At 38.6% G+C, this 23,327-nt stretch carries 21 protein-coding genes, 1 tRNA gene and 1 pseudogene; 14 read left to right on the top strand and 9 right to left on the bottom strand.

Annotated elements, in window-relative coordinates:
• Positions 1-53 precede the first annotated feature (53 nt).
• Positions 54-875: a hypothetical protein gene (locus NMG86_RS06210; protein ID WP_026797250.1), complete on the top strand. Its 822-nt coding sequence runs from the start codon at positions 54-56 to the stop codon at positions 873-875.
• A gap of 20 nt (positions 876-895) precedes the next feature.
• Complete coding sequence (locus NMG86_RS06205; protein WP_026789120.1) at positions 896-1,279, top strand: phage holin family protein; 384 nt, start codon at positions 896-898, stop codon at positions 1,277-1,279.
• Positions 1,280-1,333: 54 nt separating this feature from the next.
• On the opposite strand, the gene NMG86_RS06200 is transcribed toward NMG86_RS06205, so the two are convergent.
• The 3 genes from NMG86_RS06200 to NMG86_RS06190 all read right to left on the bottom strand — a co-directional run bounded on the left by NMG86_RS06200 (position 1,334) and on the right by NMG86_RS06190 (position 3,841).
• Positions 1,334-1,765, bottom strand: coding sequence for an acyl-CoA thioesterase (locus NMG86_RS06200; RefSeq protein WP_330943140.1), 432 nt, complete (start codon positions 1,763-1,765; stop codon positions 1,334-1,336).
• 259 nt (positions 1,766-2,024) lie between these two features.
• Positions 2,025-2,438 carry a tellurite resistance TerB family protein gene (locus NMG86_RS06195; protein ID WP_026794349.1) on the bottom strand — a complete coding sequence of 138 codons (414 nt, stop codon included), beginning with the start codon at positions 2,436-2,438 and terminating at the stop codon, positions 2,025-2,027.
• Between the two features lie 83 nt (positions 2,439-2,521).
• On the bottom strand, positions 2,522-3,841 hold the full coding sequence (locus NMG86_RS06190; RefSeq protein WP_026789117.1) for an ATP-binding protein: 1,320 nt from the start codon (positions 3,839-3,841) through the stop codon (positions 2,522-2,524).
• A gap of 191 nt (positions 3,842-4,032) precedes the next feature.
• Here NMG86_RS06190 and NMG86_RS06185 point away from each other — a divergent pair, with 191 nt between their 5' ends.
• Together NMG86_RS06185 and NMG86_RS06180 are read left to right on the top strand one after the other, a co-directional pair.
• Positions 4,033-4,356: a TMEM14 family protein gene (locus NMG86_RS06185; RefSeq protein WP_306439072.1), complete on the top strand. Its 324-nt coding sequence runs from the start codon at positions 4,033-4,035 to the stop codon at positions 4,354-4,356.
• A gap of 332 nt (positions 4,357-4,688) precedes the next feature.
• The gene (locus tag NMG86_RS06180; RefSeq protein WP_026797248.1) at positions 4,689-5,060 is read left to right on the top strand and encodes an Hpt domain-containing protein; all 372 of its coding nucleotides are present in this window, start codon (positions 4,689-4,691) and stop codon (positions 5,058-5,060) included.
• Positions 5,061-5,149: 89 nt separating this feature from the next.
• Here the strand turns inward: NMG86_RS06180 and NMG86_RS06175 are convergent, their stop codons facing one another.
• Both NMG86_RS06175 and NMG86_RS06170 read right to left on the bottom strand, forming a co-directional pair.
• The gene (locus NMG86_RS06175; RefSeq protein WP_026797247.1) at positions 5,150-5,869 is read right to left on the bottom strand and encodes a response regulator; all 720 of its coding nucleotides are present in this window, start codon (positions 5,867-5,869) and stop codon (positions 5,150-5,152) included.
• A 117-nt stretch (positions 5,870-5,986) separates the two neighbouring features.
• A pseudogene (locus NMG86_RS06170) lies at positions 5,987-6,526 on the bottom strand (transposase); the annotation flags it as partial.
• Positions 6,527-6,923: 397 nt separating this feature from the next.
• Here NMG86_RS06170 and NMG86_RS06165 point away from each other — a divergent pair.
• From NMG86_RS06165 to NMG86_RS06155, 3 genes are all read left to right on the top strand, one after another.
• Positions 6,924-8,075, top strand: coding sequence for a sensor histidine kinase (locus NMG86_RS06165; RefSeq protein WP_026797246.1), 1,152 nt, complete (start codon positions 6,924-6,926; stop codon positions 8,073-8,075).
• 205 nt (positions 8,076-8,280) lie between these two features.
• On the top strand, positions 8,281-10,071 hold the full coding sequence (aspS, locus tag NMG86_RS06160) for an aspartate--tRNA ligase (RefSeq protein WP_026797245.1): 1,791 nt from the start codon (positions 8,281-8,283) through the stop codon (positions 10,069-10,071).
• Between the two features lie 116 nt (positions 10,072-10,187).
• Positions 10,188-10,451 (top strand): hypothetical protein, encoded by a 264-nt coding sequence (locus NMG86_RS06155; RefSeq protein WP_043938814.1) that lies wholly within the window; start codon positions 10,188-10,190, stop codon positions 10,449-10,451.
• Positions 10,452-10,493: 42 nt separating this feature from the next.
• Here NMG86_RS06155 and NMG86_RS06150 read toward each other — a convergent pair whose 3' ends face one another.
• Both NMG86_RS06150 and NMG86_RS06145 read right to left on the bottom strand, forming a co-directional pair.
• Complete coding sequence (locus tag NMG86_RS06150) at positions 10,494-12,002, bottom strand: ATP-binding protein (RefSeq protein WP_026797244.1); 1,509 nt, start codon at positions 12,000-12,002, stop codon at positions 10,494-10,496.
• Positions 12,003-12,020: 18 nt separating this feature from the next.
• Positions 12,021-16,547, bottom strand: a complete 4,527-nt coding sequence (locus NMG86_RS06145; protein WP_148291974.1) for a tetratricopeptide repeat protein — start codon at positions 16,545-16,547, stop codon at positions 12,021-12,023.
• Positions 16,548-16,592: 45 nt separating this feature from the next.
• Between NMG86_RS06145 and NMG86_RS06140 the strand changes: the two genes are divergently transcribed.
• From NMG86_RS06140 to NMG86_RS06130, 3 genes are all read left to right on the top strand, one after another.
• On the top strand, positions 16,593-18,068 hold the full coding sequence (locus tag NMG86_RS06140) for an alpha-amylase (protein ID WP_026797242.1): 1,476 nt from the start codon (positions 16,593-16,595) through the stop codon (positions 18,066-18,068).
• Between the two features lie 199 nt (positions 18,069-18,267).
• Positions 18,268-18,576, top strand: a complete 309-nt coding sequence (locus NMG86_RS06135; protein WP_026789110.1) for a BMC domain-containing protein — start codon at positions 18,268-18,270, stop codon at positions 18,574-18,576.
• 71 nt (positions 18,577-18,647) lie between these two features.
• Positions 18,648-18,989: a carbon dioxide-concentrating mechanism protein CcmK gene (locus NMG86_RS06130; RefSeq protein WP_026789109.1), complete on the top strand. Its 342-nt coding sequence runs from the start codon at positions 18,648-18,650 to the stop codon at positions 18,987-18,989.
• Between the two features lie 129 nt (positions 18,990-19,118).
• Here NMG86_RS06130 and NMG86_RS06125 read toward each other — a convergent pair whose 3' ends face one another.
• The gene (locus NMG86_RS06125) at positions 19,119-20,453 is read right to left on the bottom strand and encodes a dihydroorotase (protein ID WP_026797241.1); all 1,335 of its coding nucleotides are present in this window, start codon (positions 20,451-20,453) and stop codon (positions 19,119-19,121) included.
• Positions 20,454-20,581: 128 nt separating this feature from the next.
• Here NMG86_RS06125 and lepB point away from each other — a divergent pair, with 128 nt between their 5' ends.
• From lepB to NMG86_RS06110, 3 genes are all read left to right on the top strand, one after another.
• Positions 20,582-21,184, top strand: coding sequence for a signal peptidase I (gene lepB / locus NMG86_RS06120; RefSeq protein ID WP_026794356.1), 603 nt, complete (start codon positions 20,582-20,584; stop codon positions 21,182-21,184).
• Between the two features lie 110 nt (positions 21,185-21,294).
• Positions 21,295-21,378 (top strand) — tRNA-Leu (locus NMG86_RS06115).
• 57 nt (positions 21,379-21,435) lie between these two features.
• Positions 21,436-22,215, top strand: a complete 780-nt coding sequence (locus NMG86_RS06110) for a TrmH family RNA methyltransferase (RefSeq protein WP_026797240.1) — start codon at positions 21,436-21,438, stop codon at positions 22,213-22,215.
• 6 nt (positions 22,216-22,221) lie between these two features.
• On the opposite strand, the gene NMG86_RS06105 is transcribed toward NMG86_RS06110, so the two are convergent.
• Positions 22,222-22,488 (bottom strand): hypothetical protein, encoded by a 267-nt coding sequence (locus tag NMG86_RS06105; RefSeq protein WP_026794358.1) that lies wholly within the window; start codon positions 22,486-22,488, stop codon positions 22,222-22,224.
• Between the two features lie 339 nt (positions 22,489-22,827).
• On the opposite strand from NMG86_RS06105, the gene NMG86_RS06100 reads away from it, so the two are divergent.
• Positions 22,828-23,259: a hypothetical protein gene (locus NMG86_RS06100; protein WP_051319582.1), complete on the top strand. Its 432-nt coding sequence runs from the start codon at positions 22,828-22,830 to the stop codon at positions 23,257-23,259.
• The last annotated feature ends 68 nt before the right edge of the window (positions 23,260-23,327 follow it).

Raw genomic sequence — 23,327 nt, 5'->3', positions numbered from 1 at the left:
AAAAATTTGTTTATCATAGAGGGGAAATGGAGCCTATTATTGAGGATATAGCCATGTCAGAACCCACTCAAAATAAACTCGCCTCGGATTTAGAAAAAGCCCAATCTGAAGGTAAATTACGCGCTGAACGAATTCGGGAAATTGTTAAATCTTCCATCTCAGAAGTTGGTTCAGAATTTAAAGGAGGTTCTCAAGAAATTCGAGATTTAGTTAAACAGGTTGTAGGAACCGTTTTAGAAACCGTCAAAGGAAAAGGTGAGGAAGTTCAAGAAAATGTGACTGCTTCTATTGAAGGAGTAATTGATGGTATTAGTCAAGCAAAACAGGAGTCAATTGCTAAAACTCAAGCGGAAGTGAAACAACTTCAAGCTCGAATTGATCAACACGAACAGGAGTTACAAAATAATATTAATTTGGCTTTAAGCGATATTCAAGAAGTTGGAACTAATAAATCAGATCAGGTTAAAACGGCGATTGAATCCGCGATTACAACCATTAAAAATAGCGAAGAATCTACCTTAATGCAGAAACGTTACGCCCAACTTAAAGCTCAATTGGCGATCGTGAATGCTAACTTAGTTGGACGCTATGGACAACGTTATGAGGAGGTTAAAGATTATTTAGAAGAAGCACAATCTTGGTATGAAAAAGCCAAAGATGAACCCGAAATTCATACCGAAAAAATTGATCATAAACGCAAAGATTTTGAAACTAAATTAGGAGAAGCGGGAACGGCGATCGCTCAAAAAGAAAAAGAAATTAAACAGCGTTTAAACGATCTGTGGAAGTCAATTTCTGAAACCTTTACTAATAATCAGTCCCAACCTGATGAAAAAAAAGAGGATTCATCTGATATCAACAAAGATACCCTTTAAAACAATCTGAGGCAAAATTTATGATCGCATCATTATTAACGTTGGTAGCAACAGCCCTAAGTTTATTAGTGGTTGATTTAGTTGTACCTGGGGTAAATTTATCTACCTTTTTAGCAGCTTTAATTGCGGCGGCGGCTATTGGTGGAGTCAATGCTTTTATTAAACCGATTTTATCAACCTTATCCATTCCCCTAAATATTTTAAGTTTAGGTGGTTTTTCATTCATTGTGAATGGTTTTTGTTTCTGGTTAGCTTCGGTTTTTATTCCTGGATTTCAAGTACAGGGTTTATTAGCTTTTATTTTAGGCCCTGTAATTTTATCCGCCGTGAATGCTTTTCTCAATGGCTATTTTGTAGAAAAATATCCCCAATTCTTTAATTCTCAGAAGTCTTTAAACCCATAAAAGATTACTGATTAATCAGTAGAGACGTTGCCTGCAACGTCTCTACTGTAGGGGTTAAGAGACCCAACCCTCTTTGTATTTTTCTAACCAGTGAATAATTGCGTGAGGTAAAGGTTGGCGTTGACGAGTTTTAGGATTAATACAAATATGTTTTGTTATCGCTTCAGCAATTAATTGATCAGAGTTATCTAATCTAATTTTATATTGAATTTTGAAAGAATTTTCATTAATTATTTCAGGATTTAATTCAATTAAAATTTGATCTCCACAGAATAAGGGAAACCGAAAATCAACACTCGCATGAACAATTGGAATCGCAAAATCAGGATTAACAAAAAAACTTTTAAGGTTAATTTCTACCTGATTTAGAGATGCTTCATAGGCTTCATGACCCATTGCTAAAATATTAGCAAAATAAACCACCCCCGCAGCATCCGTATCTTGAAAACGAATAATTCGCTTATAAATGTATCCCAAATCAGTCATCAGTTATTAGTTAAGTAGTTACACAAAATAAATTACCTAGTTGAGAGAGGGAACATCGGAACAGCCCCCCCAAACCCCCCGTGCACGGGGGGCTAGGGGGGGAGGGAACAGGGTGGAGGATGTGTAATTAATTTTGTTTAGGTACTTATTAGTCTATTACCGATCACGGATTTAAAAGGATTACGCAGATTAACACAGATTAACACAGATTAAATCCGTGAAATCCGTGAAATCCTCTTAAATCCGTGATCAGCTTCTATTATCCTTTATTTTTGATTAACATCACATCAATAATGTTATTAGCCATCGGTTCAGAAATCTCTAAAACATTAAACAGCTTATCTAATAAGGCTTCTTCTTCTTCGGTAATAACTCCATCGGCTAAAGTAATATCAGTAACCACAGCAAAGGCAGTTTCTCTGAGTTCATGGGGCAATTTTTTCACCGCCTCTTTTAATAATATATCCGCTCCTTGTGCTTGTAATTGATTTAGGAGTTGATCAATCATTCCTCGCATTTTTTCCCCGGAATAATCACTAAAAAGCTGCATTCGAGAGAAGGTTGTGGTAATAGCTTGGGATTCACTTCCAGTAATATAACCATCAGCAGCTACCGCAATTAATGCGATCGCTGCAAACGCTTCCGCAGAGTTGAATTGAATCGCGCTTGACATTGTGAAAACCTCCTGAGGTGATTTCGCGTTATCGTAGATTTTTCCCACGTTTATGATTACACTATCTGCGGTTTTTTTCCAATTTATTTTCCAAAAACCGCCAATTCCGCCGTCAAAAAGTCAACAAATTGCCGCGCAGTTCGTCCCGAACGTCCATTATGACGAGTCGCCCATTGTAAGGCGCGAAACTGCAAATCTTCGGGACTGATTTTAATTCCCCCTTGACTGGCTAAATGTCGTACCATATTCAAATAGGTATTCTGGTCAGCAGGTGGAAAGGTTAAGGTTAAACCAAAGCGATCGCTAAAGGATAATTTTTCCTGTACCGTATCCCAAACATGAACCTCATCTTGATCTTTCGGGGAAGGTCGATCTTCAAAATATTCTCGAATTAAATGACGACGGTTAGAAGTAGCATAAACAATTACATTTTGTGGACGGGCGGTTAAATTTCCTTCTAATACGACTTTCAAAGATTTAAAAGCATCGTCATCTTCTTCAAAGGATAAATCATCGACAAAAATAATAAATTTCTGCGGCCCCCCTCGTAATTGTTCCACCACTAACGGTAAGTCTTTTAAATCGGATTTTGCCACTTCAATTAAACGTAAACCGCGATCGCTATATTCATGTAATAACGATTTAATTAAGGAGGATTTACCCGACCCCCGACTGCCATATAATAGAACATTTAAAGCCGGATATCCTGCTAATAATATTTCTGTATTTTTCAATAAAAGATCCCGTTGATTTTCATATCCAATTAACTGGCTCAAATGCACCGGATCTGGGTGATTAATAGTCAGTAACTTGCCATTTTGCCAACGAAAAGCATAGGCTTGGGCAAATAAACCCGTTCCAAATTGATGATAATGATTCGCTAAATTTTCTACTGCTTCCGACCAATTTTCCAGGGTTTTTAATTGATTGCGTAAGGGTGATTCTTGGATTTTTTCTAACGGTTGCGGTTGCGACTGCCAAATTATCGGGTTTTCCGATAACTGGGCGACGGTTCTTAACCAATGGCTGATTTTTCCCCCATTATATTGATAGAGACTTTGGAGGATTTTTAAATCTTGTTTTGCCGCTTCAATTAATACCGGAGGTAATTGATCAAAAGTGGTTTGTTGGGCCTGTTGGGTAAAGGGATTATCCGCCCTTAAAATTTGAGTGATTAGATGTTCTTGCCAATTTTGTTGATATTTGGCTTGGACTTGAAACCAAGTTCCATAGGCTTTTAAATAATTTAAAATACTCGATTCACTATGATGAAATATTTCTAAAAGATATAGAAATGCTTGGCCAATTTCATGATCAAAAATATCTTGATATAGTAGTAAAGTGGCAACCTGACGCTGTAGAAACCTAACCTGTGAAATAATAGGGCTATTCAGAGAAGACATAAAATATGATTAAAAAGTAACACATAGTAATTAATGATTAACTTTGCATCATAGCAAAGATTGAGTCAATAATACTATAAACTTTTATAACGTCAAATTTTAATTTTTGATACAATTTAGAAGAATTGTTAATCAATAGATTCCTAGAAGTTGTATAAACAAACTTTGTAATTGTTTTTTGGGCATGGGTTATGATGGATTTTGGAGTAATTGCGGCGATCGCCTACGGTTTATTGGCTTTTATCGGTGGTATTGTGGGTTATACTAAAGCCAAAAGTAAAATATCTCTATTTGCGGGTTGTTCCACTGGAATTTTGCTAATTTTGGGTGGTATTATCCAAATCCAAGGCGTAAGCTGGGGATTAATATTTTCCATTGTGCTATCGGTTTTTCTGATAATTACTTTTATTTCTCGTTTACTCAAAACCCGTAAATTTATGCCATCTGGATTAATGATTATTGCCGGATTTGTAGCTGTTACGATGATGGGGTATCAACTACAAATGGTTTTTTGACCCTCCCTGTGCCTAAAGGTGTGGAAATTCTTGGTGCAACGAAACCACTTAATCAAAGTACCTTTGGGTGCTTTAATCAGAGGTGGGATTTACGCCCTTGCGTAAGTTTGGGTATGCCCTACCTGATTCGCAGTGAGCCTGTCGAATTGCTGCGAATTCCTTTTTCAACTGACATAATATAAAGCCTAAGTAGAACTTAGGGGTTGTAAACCCATTTTATTGATAAAATATTAAAATATATTCAGGAATTGCTACATAATAGACAAAATATCCTATGACGGTTAACCTATAAGCAATAAAATATCATTTTTACAGGGTTTAAAAGATAAATTATGAATATCTTAACCATTCCAGTTCTTCCAGTGAATTTAGAACGTCTAAATCGTTTACTCAAAGGAAACTTCCCACTTCAACAAAAATTGCTGTACCTGTTCCTCAAACAAGCCGAAATCCGAGTTCAGAGCTTGCGCCAAGGGATTATCAATCGGGATTTCATCAGTATTAAACAACAAGCTCATGCTTTAAGAGGATCAAGTGCAACCGCAGCAATATTAATGATCCCAGAAATTGCTGAAGAACTTGAAGATCTCGCCGAAGCAGAAAATTTAGAAGGAGCAATGGAGTTAGTCGAAAAACTAGAACAGTGCTTAATTCGAGTTCGGCTTTTTGTACAAGAAGAAATTTTATCTGAATCAACTATTTAATCAAAACTAGATGTAGGGGTAATTCATGAATTACCCCTACTATTGATAGCGGTGATGCGTAAGTCCTGTCAAATTAACCCCAAAAAACCCTAATCAATCCAACCGGAACGCAAAGCCCGAACCGCAGCCTGAGTACGATCATCAGCACAGAGCTTATTCAGAATACTGCGAACATGGGTCTTAACCGTTCCTACCGTAATATAAAGTTTTTCGGCAATTTCAGCATTACTCCGTCCAGCCACAATTAATTCTAAAACCTCTAATTCCCTTTCTGTTAAAGGGCAAGATTTTAAAAATTCTTGATACTCAGGTTCTACCGCATTAATCATCACGGTTTTCTGATCACCCGGAGTCGTAATATCCGGTTGTTTATTCTTCACTTGTTTGAGAACTGTACGAGCAATTACAGGATCAATCCAAGCATTTCCTTCATAGGTAGTATGAATCGCATCCTTGAGTTTATCAAGACTCACATCCTTAACACTATAGGAATCTGCACCCGCCGCAAAAGCTCCCATAACCGCATCCTCATTATCGTGCATAGTCAGGATCAGAACTTTAGTTTCCCGCGCCCCACTGCTGGCAATATGTTGCTTAAATTTTTGGGTTAATTCAATACCATCCATATCAGGTAAACCAATATCAATAATCGCAATATCGGGCTGGGTTTGTTTGAGAATTTCCAAACCCTTTTTCCCATTAGCCGCCTCCCCAACAATCTTGATATTACTGTCCTGTTGTAACGCCGTTCTCAACCCCACCCGGGTTAAATCATGATCCTCTACCAGAACAATATTGATTTTAGTCATGACATAACGAGATTTCTGGCTCTGTTTCATGGTTTTACGACATCCTTCCAAATCCTCTATAACAATATCGGCGTTATGGTATTGGGCAAAACGAACAATTCGGCGACTGACTGTATGGTTAATAGCTTCCATCCATCGTTGCTCTTTTTTGTTCCATTTCTTTAAAGCTCGAAACTTTTTAGCTTCTTGAAGTTGTTTTCTACGTTGTTGAAAATAACGTCTTCGATGCTTAACACTTTGACCATTAAAGAACTTGCCGAAACCTTCTTTTGGTGCAACTACCGCTAAATTATTCTGCCCTCGGTCACATCCCAATCTTTTCTCTGTCTCAACTTCTGGAACATCCTCTGTAATTGACAGATAGGCATACCACTTATTTCGATGTTTAATCAATTTAAAAGAACCCCCTTGAATTGTTTCCTCTAACAATCCATCTAAAACGGGTTGCCAATGAGGAGATGCTACTTCAATGGGGATTCTTTTTTCACCTTTGAGGGTCGGGAAGCTAATTGAATAGGTACTCCCTTTTTGAGTTAATTTCCAATTTTGATTGTTAACTTCTACAGGAAGAACTTTATATTGCTTGGTTTTACGACCCGTTGGGGATGTGGTATGTCGAATAACTTGATTGACCAGAGCAGATTTTAACTCGGACATGATTTTAGCTGTTGTCATTTTTCGCCGTTCTTTAATTGGCAATGACAACAGCTTATTAGCAATCTGCGTGTTTTCTTCCGTCATTTGCTCAAACATTTGAGCTTGACAACGGTTGAGTTTTGCGAATTTTAATTTAATCGTCCGAGTTACTTTGATCATGGAAAATATGATAACATAAATATCTAATAACTGGGTACAAATTAATTGGTAGATGACGGCACTTAAAAGTGCCTGCGTCGCGTTTCATCCCACGGCTGAAGCCAGTGGGCTTTCACGCTCCCACCCTGGCTTTGTAAAGTTCTTTATTATTCGCCAATTTGTTGTTAAAATTAATCCCAAATTCAAGGCTGATATTAACCTCATCACCATGTTTATTTCAGAAAAAATTTTCAAAATTATGCCCCGTTCTATTACCCCCCCTGCAAAATCCATTGATCGAATTTTAGCCGTTGATGATTCCCCCGATAACCTATTTTTAGTGGAAGCTATTTTAGCCGAAGAAGGATACGAAGTTATCTGTAAACCCGATGGCATTTCTGCCTTAGCTTTGATTAAAACCGAGCCTCCTGATTTAATATTATTAGATGTAATGATGCCGGGAATTGATGGCTATGAAGTCACTCGACGGATTCGCAAAAATCTCGATCTTCCCTTTATCCCCATTTTATTAATTACTGCCCATGATCATTCTAGTGTGGTTGAGGGATTAGATGCCGGGGCGGATGACTTCATTCGCAAACCCGTTGAGGTTGATGAATTACTCGCCCGGGTACGCTCGCTCCTGAGACTTAAACATAGCATTGATCAACAGAAAGCGATGTCTCGACAACGGGAAGACTTCGTTTCCCGCCTGACCCATGATCTGCGGACGCCTTTGGTAGCAGCCGATCGAATGTTACATTTATTCCAACAAGGTGCCCTAGGGGAAATTTCTTCTACGATGGGAGAAGCGATCGCATCCATGATTAAAAGTAACCAAAACCTTCTGCAAATGGTTAATACCTTACTGGAGGTTTATCGGTATGAAGCGGGTCGAAAAACCTTAACCTTCTCCTATTTTGATATAGGTCAATTAGTCCAAGAAGTAATTGCAGAACTCAGCCCCCTGATTCAAAATAAAGAATTATCCCTAGAATTTACCCCTTCCCAGGATTGTCTAACCCAGACTTCAGTTATTATTGGCGACCCCTTAGAAATTCGGCGGGTTGTCACTAATTTAGTCGGAAATGCGATTAAATTTACCGATCGGGGGAGTGTCAAAATTCGTCTGTATCTAACAGAAATGCAACTTAATATTAGCAATCAACCTCAAAAAGTCATGGTTTTGGAAGTTGAAGATAGCGGAATTGGTATAGCTCCCGAAGATCAAGTTCTCATCTTTGAACGATTCCGTCAAGGCAATAATAAACGTTCCGGTAGTGGGTTAGGATTACACCTAATTTCACTAATTGTAGAAGCCCACAAAGGCATGATTCAAATGGAATCCCAAATCGGTCAGGGAAGTCTATTTAGAATTTGTTTACCCATCAACCCCAAATTCGGCAGTTGATATTTTAACTTACACCAAACTGATTCCCTATTCCCTATTCCCTATTCCCTATTCCCTATTCCCTATTCCCTATTCCCTGATCCGGTGTTCCCTGATCCGGTGTTCCCTGTTCCGGTGTTCCCTATTCCCTGACGAGTGATGTCTCATTGACTTATACTGATAAGTTGCCCTAATTTAAACCTTAGTTTAACTTTCATTAAGAGTCATGCGAACCCACTACTGCGGCAATCTCCGATCCACCCATCTTGGCGAAACTCTCACCCTCTGCGGATGGGTTGATAGGCGTCGCGATCATGGGGGTGTAATATTTTTAGATTTACGCGATCGCACGGGTATTGTTCAAATTGTCAGCGACCCAGAACGAACCCCCGACTCCTACAAGGCCGCCGAAGGTCTGCGAAATGAATATGTAGTTAAAATCACCGGGCGAGTCTCCCAACGTCCCCCCGAGTCCCTCAACCCCAAATTAGCCACCGGAGAAATAGAAATTTACGCCGATCACATTGAACTACTGAATGGACTGGGAAAACAATTACCCTTTCAAATTTCCGCCTCAGAAACCGAAACAGTTCGGGAAGATTTACGCCTCAAATATCGCTATTTAGATTTACGTCGAGAACGCATGACTCGCAATTTACAATTGCGTCATCAAGTGGTCAAAGCCATGCGGCGGTTTTTAGAAGATCAAGAGCATTTTATCGAAGTTGAAACCCCAATTCTTACCCGTTCAACTCCTGAAGGAGCGCGGGATTATTTAGTTCCGAGTCGAGTTAATCCTGGGGAATGGTTTGCTTTACCCCAATCGCCCCAACTGTTCAAACAATTATTAATGGTATCAGGATTTGATCGATATTATCAAATAGCAAGATGTTTCCGAGATGAGGATTTACGCGCCGATCGCCAACCGGAATTTACCCAATTAGATATGGAAATGAGCTTTATGACCCAGGAAGGAATTCTGGCGTTAAATGAAGCCTTAGTTGCTCATATTTTTAAAACCGTTAAAGGTATAGAAATTCCCCTTCCTTTCCCCCGTTTAACCTATAAAGAAGCCCTAGATCGTTATGGTAGCGATAAACCCGATACTCGCTTTGGTTTAGAGTTAGTGGATGTTTCTGATATTGTTAAAAACTGTGGATTTAAGGTATTTTCAGGGTCGGTAGCATCGGGAGGAATTGTTAAAATTTTACCGATTCCGGGGGGAAATGATGCGATTTCTAATGTGCGAATTAAACCCGGTGGCGATCTGTTTAAAGAAGCCTGTGAAGCGGGGGCTAAAGGGTTAGCATTTATTCGAGTACGGGAGGATGGTATTGATACCATTGGCGCAATTAAAGATAACCTAACCGCCGAACAAAAACAGGAAATATTAACCCGAACCAATGCTAAAGCCGGAGATTTACTATTATTTGGGGCGGGGGATATTGCCACAGTTAATAAAACCTTAGACCGTTTACGTCTATTTATTGGGAAAGAATTAGAACTAATTGATCCGAGTAAAATTAATTTATTGTGGATTGTTGAGTTTCCCATGTTTGAATGGAATGACGAAGAAAAACGTTTAGAAGCCCTACATCACCCCTTTACGGCTCCCTATCCAGAGGATATTAATGATTTATCCCAAGCCCGGGCGCAGGCCTACGATATAGTTTTAAATGGCTATGAAATAGGCGGTGGTAGTCTAAGAATTTATAAACGAGAAATTCAAGAACAGGTATTTTCAACTATTGGATTAACCCTGGAGGAAGCCTACAGCAAATTCGGCTTTTTATTAGAAGCCTTTGAATATGGAACCCCTCCCCATGGCGGTATTGCCTACGGTTTAGATCGATTGGCTATGTTATTATCTGGAGAGGAATCTATTCGAGATGTGATTGCATTTCCTAAGACCCAACAAGCGGGCTGTCTATTAACTAATGCCCCTTCAAGTGTTGATCAAAAACAGTTAAAGGAACTCCAAGTTACTTCAACTTACAAACCCAAAACTGAAAAATAAATCCATTCCATATTCAGTTGTGGAAAAAACTGTGGGGGTTGGGTGTGTAAGTTCTGAACCTATAACGCTTCCCCCATTAATGTAAATGCTGTAATGGAGTAACAACATCAAAAACTATGATCAAGCCTCAAATCCTCGAAGCCATTAAGCAAATGCCGAATCGGGAACGCCTAGAGATTATTGAATTTGCGTTGCGGTTAGTGCGTGAAGAAATGGAGAAACCTGAAAAACTCAGCTTAATTAATGCGGCTGAAATAATGCGTTCTTACTATGTAGAAGGCAGTGATTTGACTCAGTTTGTTGATTCAGGCGATCAAGATTTCTATAAGTATCAGGACTATGCAGCGATCAAATTATACAAGAGATCAGTGACGCTCTAGCAATTGTTTTAAGTCTCAACTAAGTTCTAGTCCTCTAATCATCTAGCTTTCTCTTTTTTGATATGCTTCCAAATTATAAAGTATTTCTTGACAATATCCCTCAGCCATTTGCCGTTCATGCTCTTGTATGACTTCATCTCGTATGTGAGCCATCGGATTACGAAGTTTAGCAAGAAGTCCAAAGCGATCCGACCAATACTTTTTATCTTGTTTAAGAATTGGTTCAAATAAATTCCAGTTTGCCGTGATAATATCATATAGATTCATTGGATAAGTAAAGTCTAGTATGTTAGTTGAGGCTCGTCCTCCAAATGATTTCTTTTCTTTTTCTTGAGCCAATCGACATTGATCAATCATCTTTTTTAATTTAGGGTGATCCTTTTCCAATTGAGAAACCCAATCTTCCCTATACTGATTTTCCATAATTTGAGTAATTAGTAATCGCAATTTTTTTTCTGTATCTCGCCAAAGTGGCCATAAATCTATTGAACGTCCTACTAATCGTAGATAATCCTCAAAATGAGAGGAAAAAACTTTGTAATATCCATCACTATTAGGTTCTATCAATCCATACCTCATAAATTTTTCTACATCAAATTTAGTAACTGTAATTAAAGGGCCAAACAAAATTTGAAGCAATTTATCAAGAGAACCATCTTCTTTAAGAATATCTATTAAATTATCATAATATTTTAAAAATTCAGATGTAGATTCTTGCAGAGTTTGCTCTAAATTATACTGGTGACTATTTAACCATGAGTTAGCTAATTCAAATGCTAAAGCTGAAGCCAAGTGTGGATGCCCTCCTGTATTATCCCAGATAAATTTAAAAGACTCATCAGTAACATCAAAACCGATTTTTTGCAATTTATTCAATAAGTCTCGGAGTTCTTCTTGATTAAAACATCGGAGAGTTTCATCTTTAAAAATACCAGGAAGATTAGAGATATCAGAATCAGCTTGGTTAGCAATTTCAGATAAAGAACGTCTTGAAACTGTAACTAAACAGATACTCCACTCAGGTTGATAGGCTAATTCTCTTAATGCTTGAAATCCCACACCATCCTTAAAAATATGGCGTGCTTCATCAAATTCATCGATCACCGCAACGACACGCCATTTAGAACGTTTAACCGTTTTAAAAAAACGACGCACTTCAAATTGAAGGTCTAGCCACTGAAGATTTTTCTCAAGTAATGATTTTCCTTTAATAAAGAGAGATTCATCTTCAGAATCAGCATCATCTAAAGTTTCTAATGTTTGTTTTACCAATTCTCGGAATAACTCTTGATGGTTTTTAACATCTGGAAGGTTAATTCTAAAACTTAATATTCTTTGTTCATTCAATTTTTTCTGAGGATAAATTAAAGCATGATAAGCTAGACTTGATTTACCAATTCTAGGCGCACCGACAATAGCTAAACAACCTGCTTGTGAGGAATTAATAACTCGTTGTTGAATAGTTCTTATTTGATCTTGACGACCTATAAAATCATCCCCATAAACAATATTACCGTTATTGGCAAAGGGATTACAAAAATTATCTTGCATTGTCTTTAATCTCCTTATTTATTGATGTGCTAGTAACCATTCTTTGAACAAACCAACTTTTATTCGATAGAGAGACGTCCCTTGTTTTTCTATAACTTCTCTTCCAACAAAATTATCTAAAATTTTATCTATAGGTTGTGAAGTATGGCAATTAATAGCAGAGCGATCGCAGTGGGACTGAATTCGCGCCCCATTCGCAATATCTCGTAAAACAGCTAACGCATCTTCTTTGCCTATATCATCAATACTACTATCACCTGCACTAATTAAATTATCAAAAACAGAATCATCAAGAGAATTATGTCCACTAATTAAATCTTCTTTTATGGTTTCAATATCTGCATCAGTTACATAAATAGCCTTTTTCCGATTCATATATTCAACTAATCGGTTGCAAAATATCTGAATGTAATAAGGGCTTCCTGCTGTTAATCTGAGCAATAAATTAACAGCATCTCCTTTATAGCGACTTTCTTTCGTATCAGGAATTAGAATAGGATTAATAATTAAACAACGAGCATCATCATCTGCTAAATAGGAAATACGCTGACTTTCTGCTACTTGAAACTCATTAGGGAAATGAGCAATAAACTGAGGCATTGTATCTTGCCCTACTAAAACTGCCCCAAAGTGGCGTTTTTCTAGTAAAGCTTTCCAAGATTTCATAAATGTATCTCGAATACGGCCTCGCATAATTTCACCATAAATATAGGAAAATTCATCAATTAAAAGCATAATTGTAGCTTCTTTATATTCCTCTACTTTCTTTAAACTTCGGCATAGGTTAGTCATGTAATCCTGAAATTGAAGTTGAGAATTTTGTTGAAGTTCTTCTAATGTAGGGCGTTTAACTTCAATAGCTGGATAGCCTTCGTCATTTAAGTCTTCAAAAGTATCTTCAATACATTGAATAATTCGATATAAAAAAGTTCCTACCGAAAAATCATCTATAATATCGCCTATGCTAAAAGAAACAGGAATAATAGGTAATTCTAGTTGTTGTTTCAAATGGTAAAGTACAGATGATTTACCCGCTCGTTTTTGTCCGTATATTACCAAACTTTTTGCAGAAGAAGCATTACGAATAGATGATAGTAAAACATTAATTAACTGATCGCGTCCATAAAACATATTTTTATTTTCTACTGTACTACCTTGTGCATAAGTAGCATAAGGATTTTTTATTTCTTTAAATTCTGTGTTTGAATAAAGCTTAATAGACTGGGTATCTTCGCTTGTTTTCTTTTCATCTCTACGAGTGATAAAGGATAGCCCATAGTACAATGTAAATACCTGTGATTCTTTCGCTATTTCAGTAACAGTTACGGGAATTAGACAAGTTACAGATTTACCTCCATATAATGCTTCACTAACATCAATATGTTTGACTTGAACAATATATTCATTATTTGGGGATGGCTGCACACAAATTTTTATAGAACTTGCTGGACTCTTTCCATTTTCATTGGTAATCGTAATTTGACACTCGATATTTGAATTCTCATCAGGCGTATAAGAATCAATTGAAAGTTCAGTGATTAATTGCTCGGGTTCAGATACTTTTTGAATTCCATCAAAATGATTTTTAATTGTGCTAGACAAATCTAACAGATAAGGACGAAATAACTCCCATGAATATTTAGTAGGATTTTTTTCTATATCTTCAAGAACTTCTGAAACTCGATTTTGTATTATTGCTTTAAAATATTCACGCTCCATATAGGATTGCTGCTGACTATAATCATACATAGAATTTAATATTTCTTGGATTATATTGAGACGTTGTTTGTCTAATGTCCCTCGTACTTTTTGTCCCAATAATTGAACCTTCTCAATTTGTTCTCTTACAGAATCTAAACTAATTACTATTGAGTTTAGGAATGCAAACTCATCCAAAACCTCTTGATTACGACGGCGAATAAGTTCACGTCCTCGCTCCCATAGTTCTAAGAAAACAGAATCATCACCTGTTGGTTCACCTTTTTCACCACAAGTCTGATAACATAAATTTTGTACTAATTCCCGTAACCGTTTATTGGGATTGATTTTATTAATAAGGACACGACCCACTTCACGATTAAGCCAGGAAAGATAAAGTAATCCTTCAATAACAGAAGTTCCTAAGTCTTTGTTTGTAATTTTTAAAGCTTGTTCTAAGCAAGATTCTACAGATGGAATTTCTGTTTTAAGTAATTCTTCGGTTTGAGAATAGTAAAGCATAATGTATTGTGATAGCTTAATGTCCAACTGTTTTACCCAATCAGGTGCAATCAAAAAAGCTTCCGCATAGTAGCTCCGTGCTACGTCTCTATGTTTTTGCTCTGTTATACAGGCATCACCCATTGCGGCACAAAAATTTCTCAGGTATTTTCTGGGGAGTAATTCTTCTGCTTTAGAACCCAAGTCTATTAAAATTTTAGCTGCTGAGAGGTAATAACTGGCTCGTTCTCTGGGGCGTTGTGTACCAAGCATTTCACCTGCTCTTTGTTGTAGTTTCTCTACATCTTTTTCATTGAATTGTTTAGATGTTATTTTTGAAGCTTCTATTCCTGAATAATCACATTGGTGAACATGAAATGCTAGAAAACTACTTAAAGTAGTTTGAATATCACCCATGCCTTCTTGTGTTAAGAATAAAGCATCTAATTTTGTATAAACGCCTGTTTTCTCTCCCTCACGCAATGCTTCGAGTAGATTAAGTACAGTCTCGTCTCTGGGATTTTGTTTTACAGCTTGCTCTAATGTTTCTTTTGCTTTTTGATATTCACCTAATCTAAACTGAGACGATGCAATTCGCTTGAGAACTGTAGAACGTTTATCATAGCTAGTAAAAGTTAAAACTTGTTTTAAAATATCTATTTCATCTTCGTATTTACCTGCTCGTTGATAGACATTAGCCAGCATATTTAAAATTGATTGCTTATTACTAACTTTATTAAGATATTCTTTAAGAATTTTTATTGCTTCTTGATCTCGATTTTGTCTTGTAAGAAGTGCAGCTAAATCTTTAACAGCATTTTCAGCATTGTCATTCTCATTAATAGCTTGACGATATAGTTTTTCTGCTTTTTTTAAGTCTTTATCTATAATCTCGGCACGTTTAGCTTGAGGATAAGCCCCGGAACCTGTGGGTAGCCCCCGTTCTTTGTCTGCTTCACGATATTCTGTTAAAAGGTTTTGGGCTATCTGATTTTCTGGAGATTTTTCAATAACTTTACGAAGTTCAGCAATAGCTTGATTATATAGTTGTCGCTTTGCCAAACTTTTAGCGTAATCAATTAGATTATCAACTTCTTTTTGTTGTTTAATTTGATTGTCCTGACGTTTTGCTTTTTCTTGAGCTTGTTTTAATTCTTGTTCTTGTTTAAGATATGCTTCTGTTGCTTCTAGCCCAAGATTGGACAGCATTGACTTTAACATTTGTGACAGTATTGCAAGTTCCGAATCGTGTTGTATGAGAGAAGCCGTCAATTCTTCTGCTTCTTTATTTTGATTATGCTTTTTCAGTGCAAATACAGCACTCTCAATTATTAAACGACCGTCATTTTCTCTATTATTTTCAATAGCTTGTTCAAAAAGATTGGTGAGTTGATTAATTACACCCGAATTAAGTGATAAATCAATAAACTTATACCAAGCTACGATATTTTCTGATGGAGAAGAAATCTTAAAATATTCATGTAAAGCATAACAGGATTTAGCTGGTTCAGATTTTAGAACTATGATTGCTAAATTATAAAATACACGCGGGTCTTTTGATTTAGAAGCGGCTAATTCAAATACTTCAACAGCTTTATGATTCTGTCCCTGTTGGTAGTAAATACAACCTAAATTGAATCGAGAACAACCTAATTTTGGATACTTTTTGATGAGTTGTTCACAACTTTCAATTGGTCGATTAAGTAGTTGAGAATCTTTATTCTTAATAGCATTATCATATTGCTCTTTTACCTTATTCCATACAGCGAGCATACTGTTCTTTTCTCCTAAAGATGGTGAAGAAATAATTTCAATAGGTGTACTAAAATCAGGTGGTAAAGGCTCCAGTTTGACTTGAGCAATTGCCGTACTAAAACGAGTCTCTATTTCTACTATTTTAGTAATAACTTCAATGGCATATCTAGGAATGTTATTGTTTGTGGGACTTTCTAACTGAGATTCATTTGTTTTTAAAGGTAGTAAGGAGTTTTTTTGCTCAAGATTGTTTTGTAAATTAGAAGAAGTGGATAGACGAGTAGGTAATGAAGCGGTAGTCCCCGCACTTTGTAAGATTGGTGTTATCTCAATAGATAAATCCGTACTCTGTATTGGGAAAATACAGTCAATCGCTTCAGCAGACAAAGGCATTTTTGTCCCAGAGGCTTGACGTAAAATAATGCTTGTCTCCCTTATCTCAGTAAGAACACCAGAAAATTGATGTCCTGTTCTAAGGATGACGGTAACTTCAATACCAATCCGAACGCTGTCTTGGATGTCTTCTATGTTCATGTTTTCAATAAAGGTGCGATCATACCCTTTTATCCCATTTACATTAGATTGTATCAAAGATAGACTCAATCCATATTCACTATTTTATATCAATCAGGGAACATGGTTAAAATCAATGGTGTGATGATGCAATATTTCCACTGGTATCTTCCTGCTGATGGAAGTCTGTGGAATCAACTCAAAAACAACGCCCAGGAGTTAGCAGATGCGGGAATTACGGCCTTATGGTTGCCTCCGGCTTATAAAGGAACCGGGGGCGGGATGGATGTGGGATATGGGGTTTATGATATTTATGACTTGGGAGAATTTAATCAAAAAGGATCAATTAGAACTAAATATGGCACTCGTCAACAATATTTAGATGCCATTAATAGCCTGCATAAATCAGAAATTGAAGTCTATGCAGATACGGTATTAAATCATAAAATCGGGGCGGATGGAAGCGAAATTGCTAAAGCAACGCCCTTCCCTAATAATAATCGAAAAAATCCTAAAGGAGATTTACGAGATATTAAGGCTTACACTCTATTTAACTTTCCGGGTCGGAAAGGAAAATATTCTACATTTGAGTGGCATTGGTGGCATTTTGATGCCGTTGATTATGATGAATTTAGCAAAGAATCGGGAACGGTTTATTTATTTGAAGGTAAAACCTTTGATGATTATGTCGCCCTAGAAAATGGCAATTTTGCCTATTTAATGGGAGCAGATTTAGACTTCCAAAACGAAGAAGTCAGAAAGGAAATTAGCAACTGGACAAAATGGTATCTTGATACTACGGGTGTGGATGGATTTCGCTTAGATGCGATTAAACATATTTCGGCTTGGTTTTTTCCTGAGTGGTTAGATGAAATAGAAAAACATACAGGTCGGCAATTTTTTACAGTCGGGGAATATTGGTCGCCTGATAGTAGCGTTTTGAATTGGTATTTAGACACTGTAGGTGACAGAATGTCGGTATTTGATGTTAGCTTACATTATAATTTTCACTATGCCAGTAAAGCCGGGGGATATCATGATATGCGGACGATTCTGGATGGAACATTAGTCAAAGACCGGGCCATGAATGCCGTTACTTTTGTGGAAAATCACGATTCTCAACCGTTACAAGCCTTAGAATCCGTGGTAGAACCTTGGTTTAAACCCATAGCTTATGCTATAATATTATTACGTCAACAGGGTTATCCTTGTATTTTTCATGGCGATTATTACGGGGCAGAATATGAAGATAAAGGACGGGATGGGAATACACATAAAGTTGTTTTACCTTCCTGTAAACAGTTTATTGATCAGTGTCTTTATGCGCGTAAAAATTTCGCTTACGGCCCCCAATATGACTATTTTGATCACCCGGATATTATTGGTTGGACTTGTCTAGGAGACGAAGAACATCCGAAAGCCATGGCGGTAATTTTAAGTGATGGCCCAGAAGGAATTAAACCGATGGAAGTCGGGAAACCTAATACTAAATTCTATGATCTCACGGGGAATATACAAGAACCCATTGAAACCAATGATCAGGGTTGGGGTGAATTTTCTTGTATTGCGGGTTCGGTTTCGATTTGGGTTCAGGAATAGCAATGCAGACAATAGACAACAGGAATATTATTTCAGTTTTTGAGAACTTTCAAAGTTTCAATTAATCTTTCTTTATCAGGACTTACGCAATCTCCCATTTAGCAGGATCTTCTAGGAAATAAAACAGTCAGAGGGTCTTGAAAGTGTCATTGAGTCGTACAATGATATTGATCGGTTCCGTTTTTACTAGGAGACTTCAATGCCAGAGGCAGTGGGTGTCATACAAGTCCTGGGTTTTCCAGGGGTTTTAGCCGCAGCAGATGCGATGGTCAAAGCTGCGCGAGTTACCCTTGTTTACTATGATTTAGCAGAACGGGGTGAATTTATAGTGGCAGTTCGTGGCCCAACATCGGAGGTGGTTCCTGCTGTAAAAGCTGGTGTTGAAGCAGCCGAAAAGACGTTTGGCTGTTCACTAATTACTTACTATGTTGTTCCCAACCCCCCTGAGAACATTGTAGATGTTATGTCTATTGGTTACACAGAATTGAGTGAACGTTTTCGCACTTAATATAATTTCTATTTTGCGAAAAATATTCAATTGCAACACTTTTAAAGTCTAGTTAATTTGGGAGAAATTTAATGGCAGAACAAGCAGTTGGAGCTTTAGAAACGAAGGGATTTCCGGGGGTTTTAGCCGCCGCCGATGCAATGGTTAAAGCGGGTCGGGTGACTTTGGTGGGCTATATTCGGGCAGGAAGTGCACGGTTTACGATTATGATTCGAGGGGATGTTTCCGAAGTTAAAACCGCGATGGATGCCGGAATTGCAGCCGTTGATAAAGCCTATGGTGCGGCATTAGAAACTTGGGTGATTATTCCCCGTCCCCATGAAAATGTTGTTGCTGTTTTACCGATTGATTTTAATGAGGATGTTGAGGAATATCGGGCGGCGGCGGAAGGGTTTACTTTGCCCAGATATTAATATTTACCCTTTTTTCTAGCGGGAAGGGACAACCTTGATTTATCGGTTGCCAGGCTGTCACTTCCCTCAAATTCCCTAAATAAAAGGGGGATTAAGCTATTCAGATTAGAATTTCTTATATTCCCCAAGTTACCCATCAAACCTTAACGCCTGACCTCGAACTTCTGGATTAACTTTTCCATTTCCATAAACGACTTTTCCGCCAACAATCGTATATTCTGGCCATCCGGTTAACTCCCAACCTTCAAAGGGACTCCAACCACATTTACTTAACACTTCTTCCCGCAAAACTGGATAATAATTCTCTAAATCTACTAACACTAAATCCGCATCATAACCCACTTCTATTTTCCCTTTATTGGGGATTTTATAGGCTTTTGCCACGGCGGTAGACATCCAATTTGATACCTGTTGAACAGTGCATTTTCCTGCGATCGCTTGTGTTAACATTACGGGTAAAGAAGTCTCAACTCCGGGCATTCCCGATGGCGTATTTGGATAGCCTTTTGCCTTTTCTTCTAAGGTATGGGGGGCGTGATCGGTAGCAATAAAATCAATCACTCCATCTAATAACGCTTGCCATAATATTTGATTATCTTGGGGCGATCGCAAGGGGGGATTCATCTGGGCTAATGTGCCAATTTTAGCATAATCTGTTATATTTAATAACAAATGCTGAGGCGTGACTTCTGCTGTTACCCATTCTGGTTTTTCCTGACGTAATAATTCCGCTTCTTCCCCCGTTGATAGATGCAGAATATGTAACCGTCGTTGATATTTTTTAGCAAGTTTTAAGGCGAGTTGAGTGGCTTCTAATGCCGCTTGATTATCTTGAATTGTAGAATGAATTGCCGGATCTGTGATTCCAGCAAATTCCTGACGGCGTTGATTAATTCGAGCTTGGTTTTCCGCGTGAACTGCAATTAAGCGATCGCCTTTTGCAAAAATACTCTCTAATATTTCTTCTTGATCAATTAATAAATCTCCGTGCATCGACCCCATAAATATCTTAATTCCAGGGGTGGGATTAGCTTCTAATAAATCTGGTAAATTCTCCGCCGTCGCCCCAATAAAAAAACCATAATTAACAATACATTTTTCCGCAGCCCGTCTTAATTTATCATCTAAGAGGGCTTGAGTTGTAGTTAAGGGGCGAGTATTGGGCATTTCTAAAAACGAAGTCACTCCCCCTTTGGCACAGGCACAACTGGCCGTATATAAATCTTCTTTATATTCTAAACCCGGTTCTCTAAAATGTACCTGGGGATCAATCACACCGGGCAATAAAGTCAACCCTTCTGCATCAATAATTTCCCAATCATCTTCCCCTAGTATATGATGATCAATTTCTGGAGCTATCTCAAGGATTTTCCCATCAACAATAGCAACATCTCCGAGTAAAAAATCACCATTTGGCAACAAAATCCGAGCTTGATTAATCAATACACTATAAAAGTCAGACATAATTACCTTGATCTAATCTGCTATAAAACTATTTAACCACGAATTTGTCGCCGGAGGCAACTATCACCGCCCAATTGTAGACAAATTTGATATAATAAATATAGTTTTTTGTCCTGTGACCACCGCTTATGAGTAGCCTACCCAATCAAGAACCAGATCCCGTTAAATCTTCCCCTCAACCGGAAGAAAACCCCTGGGTAGAAATCCTGAAGACCGTTAGTTTGAGTATCTTTTTAGCCCTAGGGATTCGGACATTCGTTGCAGAAGCTCGTTATATTCCCTCTGGTTCAATGTTACCGACTTTAGAAATTAATGATCGATTAATTATTGATAAGGTCGGCTATAAGTTGGTTAACCCCCATCGGGGTGATGTCGTGGTCTTTAACCCCACAGATGAACTAAAAAAACAATATAAGGACGCCTTCATCAAACGAATTATTGGTTTACCTGGTGAAACGGTGGAGGTAAAAAACGGCTCTGTATTTATTAATGGTCAACCTCTCCCAGAAAAGTATATTGCCGAACGACCCGAATATAACTGGGGGCCGGGGACTGTTCCCGAAGGACAGTATTTAGTTTTGGGAGATAACCGCAATAATAGTTACGATAGCCACTATTGGGGTTTTGTCCCCCGGGAAAATATTATTGGTCGGGCAACGGTGCGGTTTTGGCCCCCTGACCGGGTGGGTGGACTCGGTGATCCTGATTATCCCCTAAATGAACGGCAATAGGCACAATTTTTGGCTTTTTCCCCAGTGTTGCCTGAAATTTGTCGATTCTGGGGGATTGACAAATTTCAAAAACTATGACAGGATTAATAACTGTGCAATTAAATAAAAAAGCGGAACTGGCGGAATTGGTAGACGCGCTAGATTCAGGTTCTAGTGTTTGCAAAGACTTCCGGGTTCAAGTCCCGGGTTCCGCATTGAACGGTTAGGGGTGTGATTTTCGCGCCCCTGTTGTTGTTTAGCCATCAGGTCTTATGTTAACGAGTCTGCAAAATCCATTGGTGAAGCAAATTCGCAAGCTGCATCAAGCCAAGGGACGCAAAGAACACCAGTTATTTTTACTCGAAGGAACCCACTTAGTAGAAGCCGCCTGTGAGGTAGGCTATCCCCTCACCACGGTGTGTTATACCTCCTTCTGGCAAGGGCGTCATCAACCGCTCCTTGAACGTTTAAGCCAAGATACCCCCCGATGTGAATGGGTGAGTCCAGAAGTATTGGAGGCGATGGCCACAACTGTTCATCCCGATGGCGTGATCGCCCTCGCACCTCGAATTCCTTCTAAACCCCAGACCCTTGAGGGTTTAGGGATTGCTTTAGAAACCCTGCAAGACCCGGGTAACTTAGGAACTATTATTCGGACAGCAGCAGCCACGGGGGTAGAGGGGTTATGGTTGAGTGCCGATAGTGTAGATTTAGACCACCCGAAAGTATTAAGGGCTTCTGCGGGGGCTTGGTTTGGTTTAAATAAAACCGTTAGCCCTAACTTAGCCAGGGATATCAGCCATTGTCAGCAACAGGGATTACAAATTGTAGCGACAGTCCCCCAGGCTTCGATGTCCTATTGGCAATTGGATTTGACCCGGCCGACCCTGCTGGTATTTGGGAATGAAGGGGTTGGACTTTCTCCCGATATTCAAGCCCTAGCAGACCATCAGGTTCAAATTCCATTACAGCGAGGGGTAGAATCTCTGAATGTGGGGATTTCCGTCGCCCTTATGCTCTATGAAGCCCAACGCCAACGCCAAGCTATTTAGGGAAAGTTATTCTTGGGGGTTGTCTGAAGTTGAAATGTTTTGATCGTGTAGATATTGTTCAATATCAGAGATCGCAGCCTCCAAATCCGATAGGCTAATGGCTTCGCGGACTTTGGGGGGAGAGGGAACAGAGACAGTTTGTTCTGGCGGTGCGGGCCGAGGGTTAGGAGTCACTGCCTCCGACTCTTGAAATGCACGCAATAATTCTTGATCAAAAGACTCAATAAATTTTTCGGCGGCACTACGACGAAGATCCTGGGGTTTTTGATTCATGACGGGGTGACTCCTGAAACGGTGAATCTTTGCTGCTTGCTACAAAAAACAACCCGATTAACTCAGATTCCGAAAGATAGAACGGTCGGGGAACAGCAAGGCGAGGAAAAAAGGTATAAACAAGCTTATTGCCTAAAACTAACCTAGCACGTTTATCAGGGCAAATTTGTTTTGGTGTCGATTCAAATAGACCTGATATACAATTGGGGGGCATCGGTGGAGGGAAAAATCCTCGATTTCTTAACAATTGGGCTTTTTCATTCCGTGTGTTGGATTAGAATATTAATCTGAACCTGAACCTGGATTTGTGATATTCAATTTTGATGGAGCCGTTTATTCATGGATGAGAAAACCCCAGCAATTATTAGACCGAAACCAGCGCTGGAGATTCGACTCACACCTGCTGGAAGCGAAAAGTCAGTCCGTCCCACCGATTCGCCATCTGATCGGGATAAATCTTCGTTTGATCGGGATAAATCTTCGTTTGATCGGGATAAACCTTCGTTTAGTAAACCCCGTCGCCCCGATGTGACCCCGCCTAAACCTTGGATTGAACTCGAAGAAGCCCAAAATCAAGGGGGTGAAGTGTTTCATTTGGGGGATCTAATTGAGGTGAGAGCGCCCTGGGGAGATGTGGCGATCGCAGAAATTCAAAATTTCTACGAAGTATCTCCGGGCAGTCTGTGGGCCTGTTTTGTCCCCACCGAAGAACGGGAGAACTGGTCATGGAAAGGCGGATCAATTCGGACAGAACTCTTAAAAAAAGCCTAGAATCAGTTATCAGTTATCAGTTATCAGTTAACAGTGTAAGAGTTATCAGTCATTAGTTGACAGTGTAA

Source organism: Planktothrix rubescens CCAP 1459/22 (assembly GCA_904830895.1).
Classification (GTDB): Bacteria; Cyanobacteriota; Cyanobacteriia; order Cyanobacteriales; family Microcoleaceae; genus Planktothrix; species Planktothrix agardhii.
This window is presented reverse-complemented; position numbering and strand designations above follow the sequence as displayed.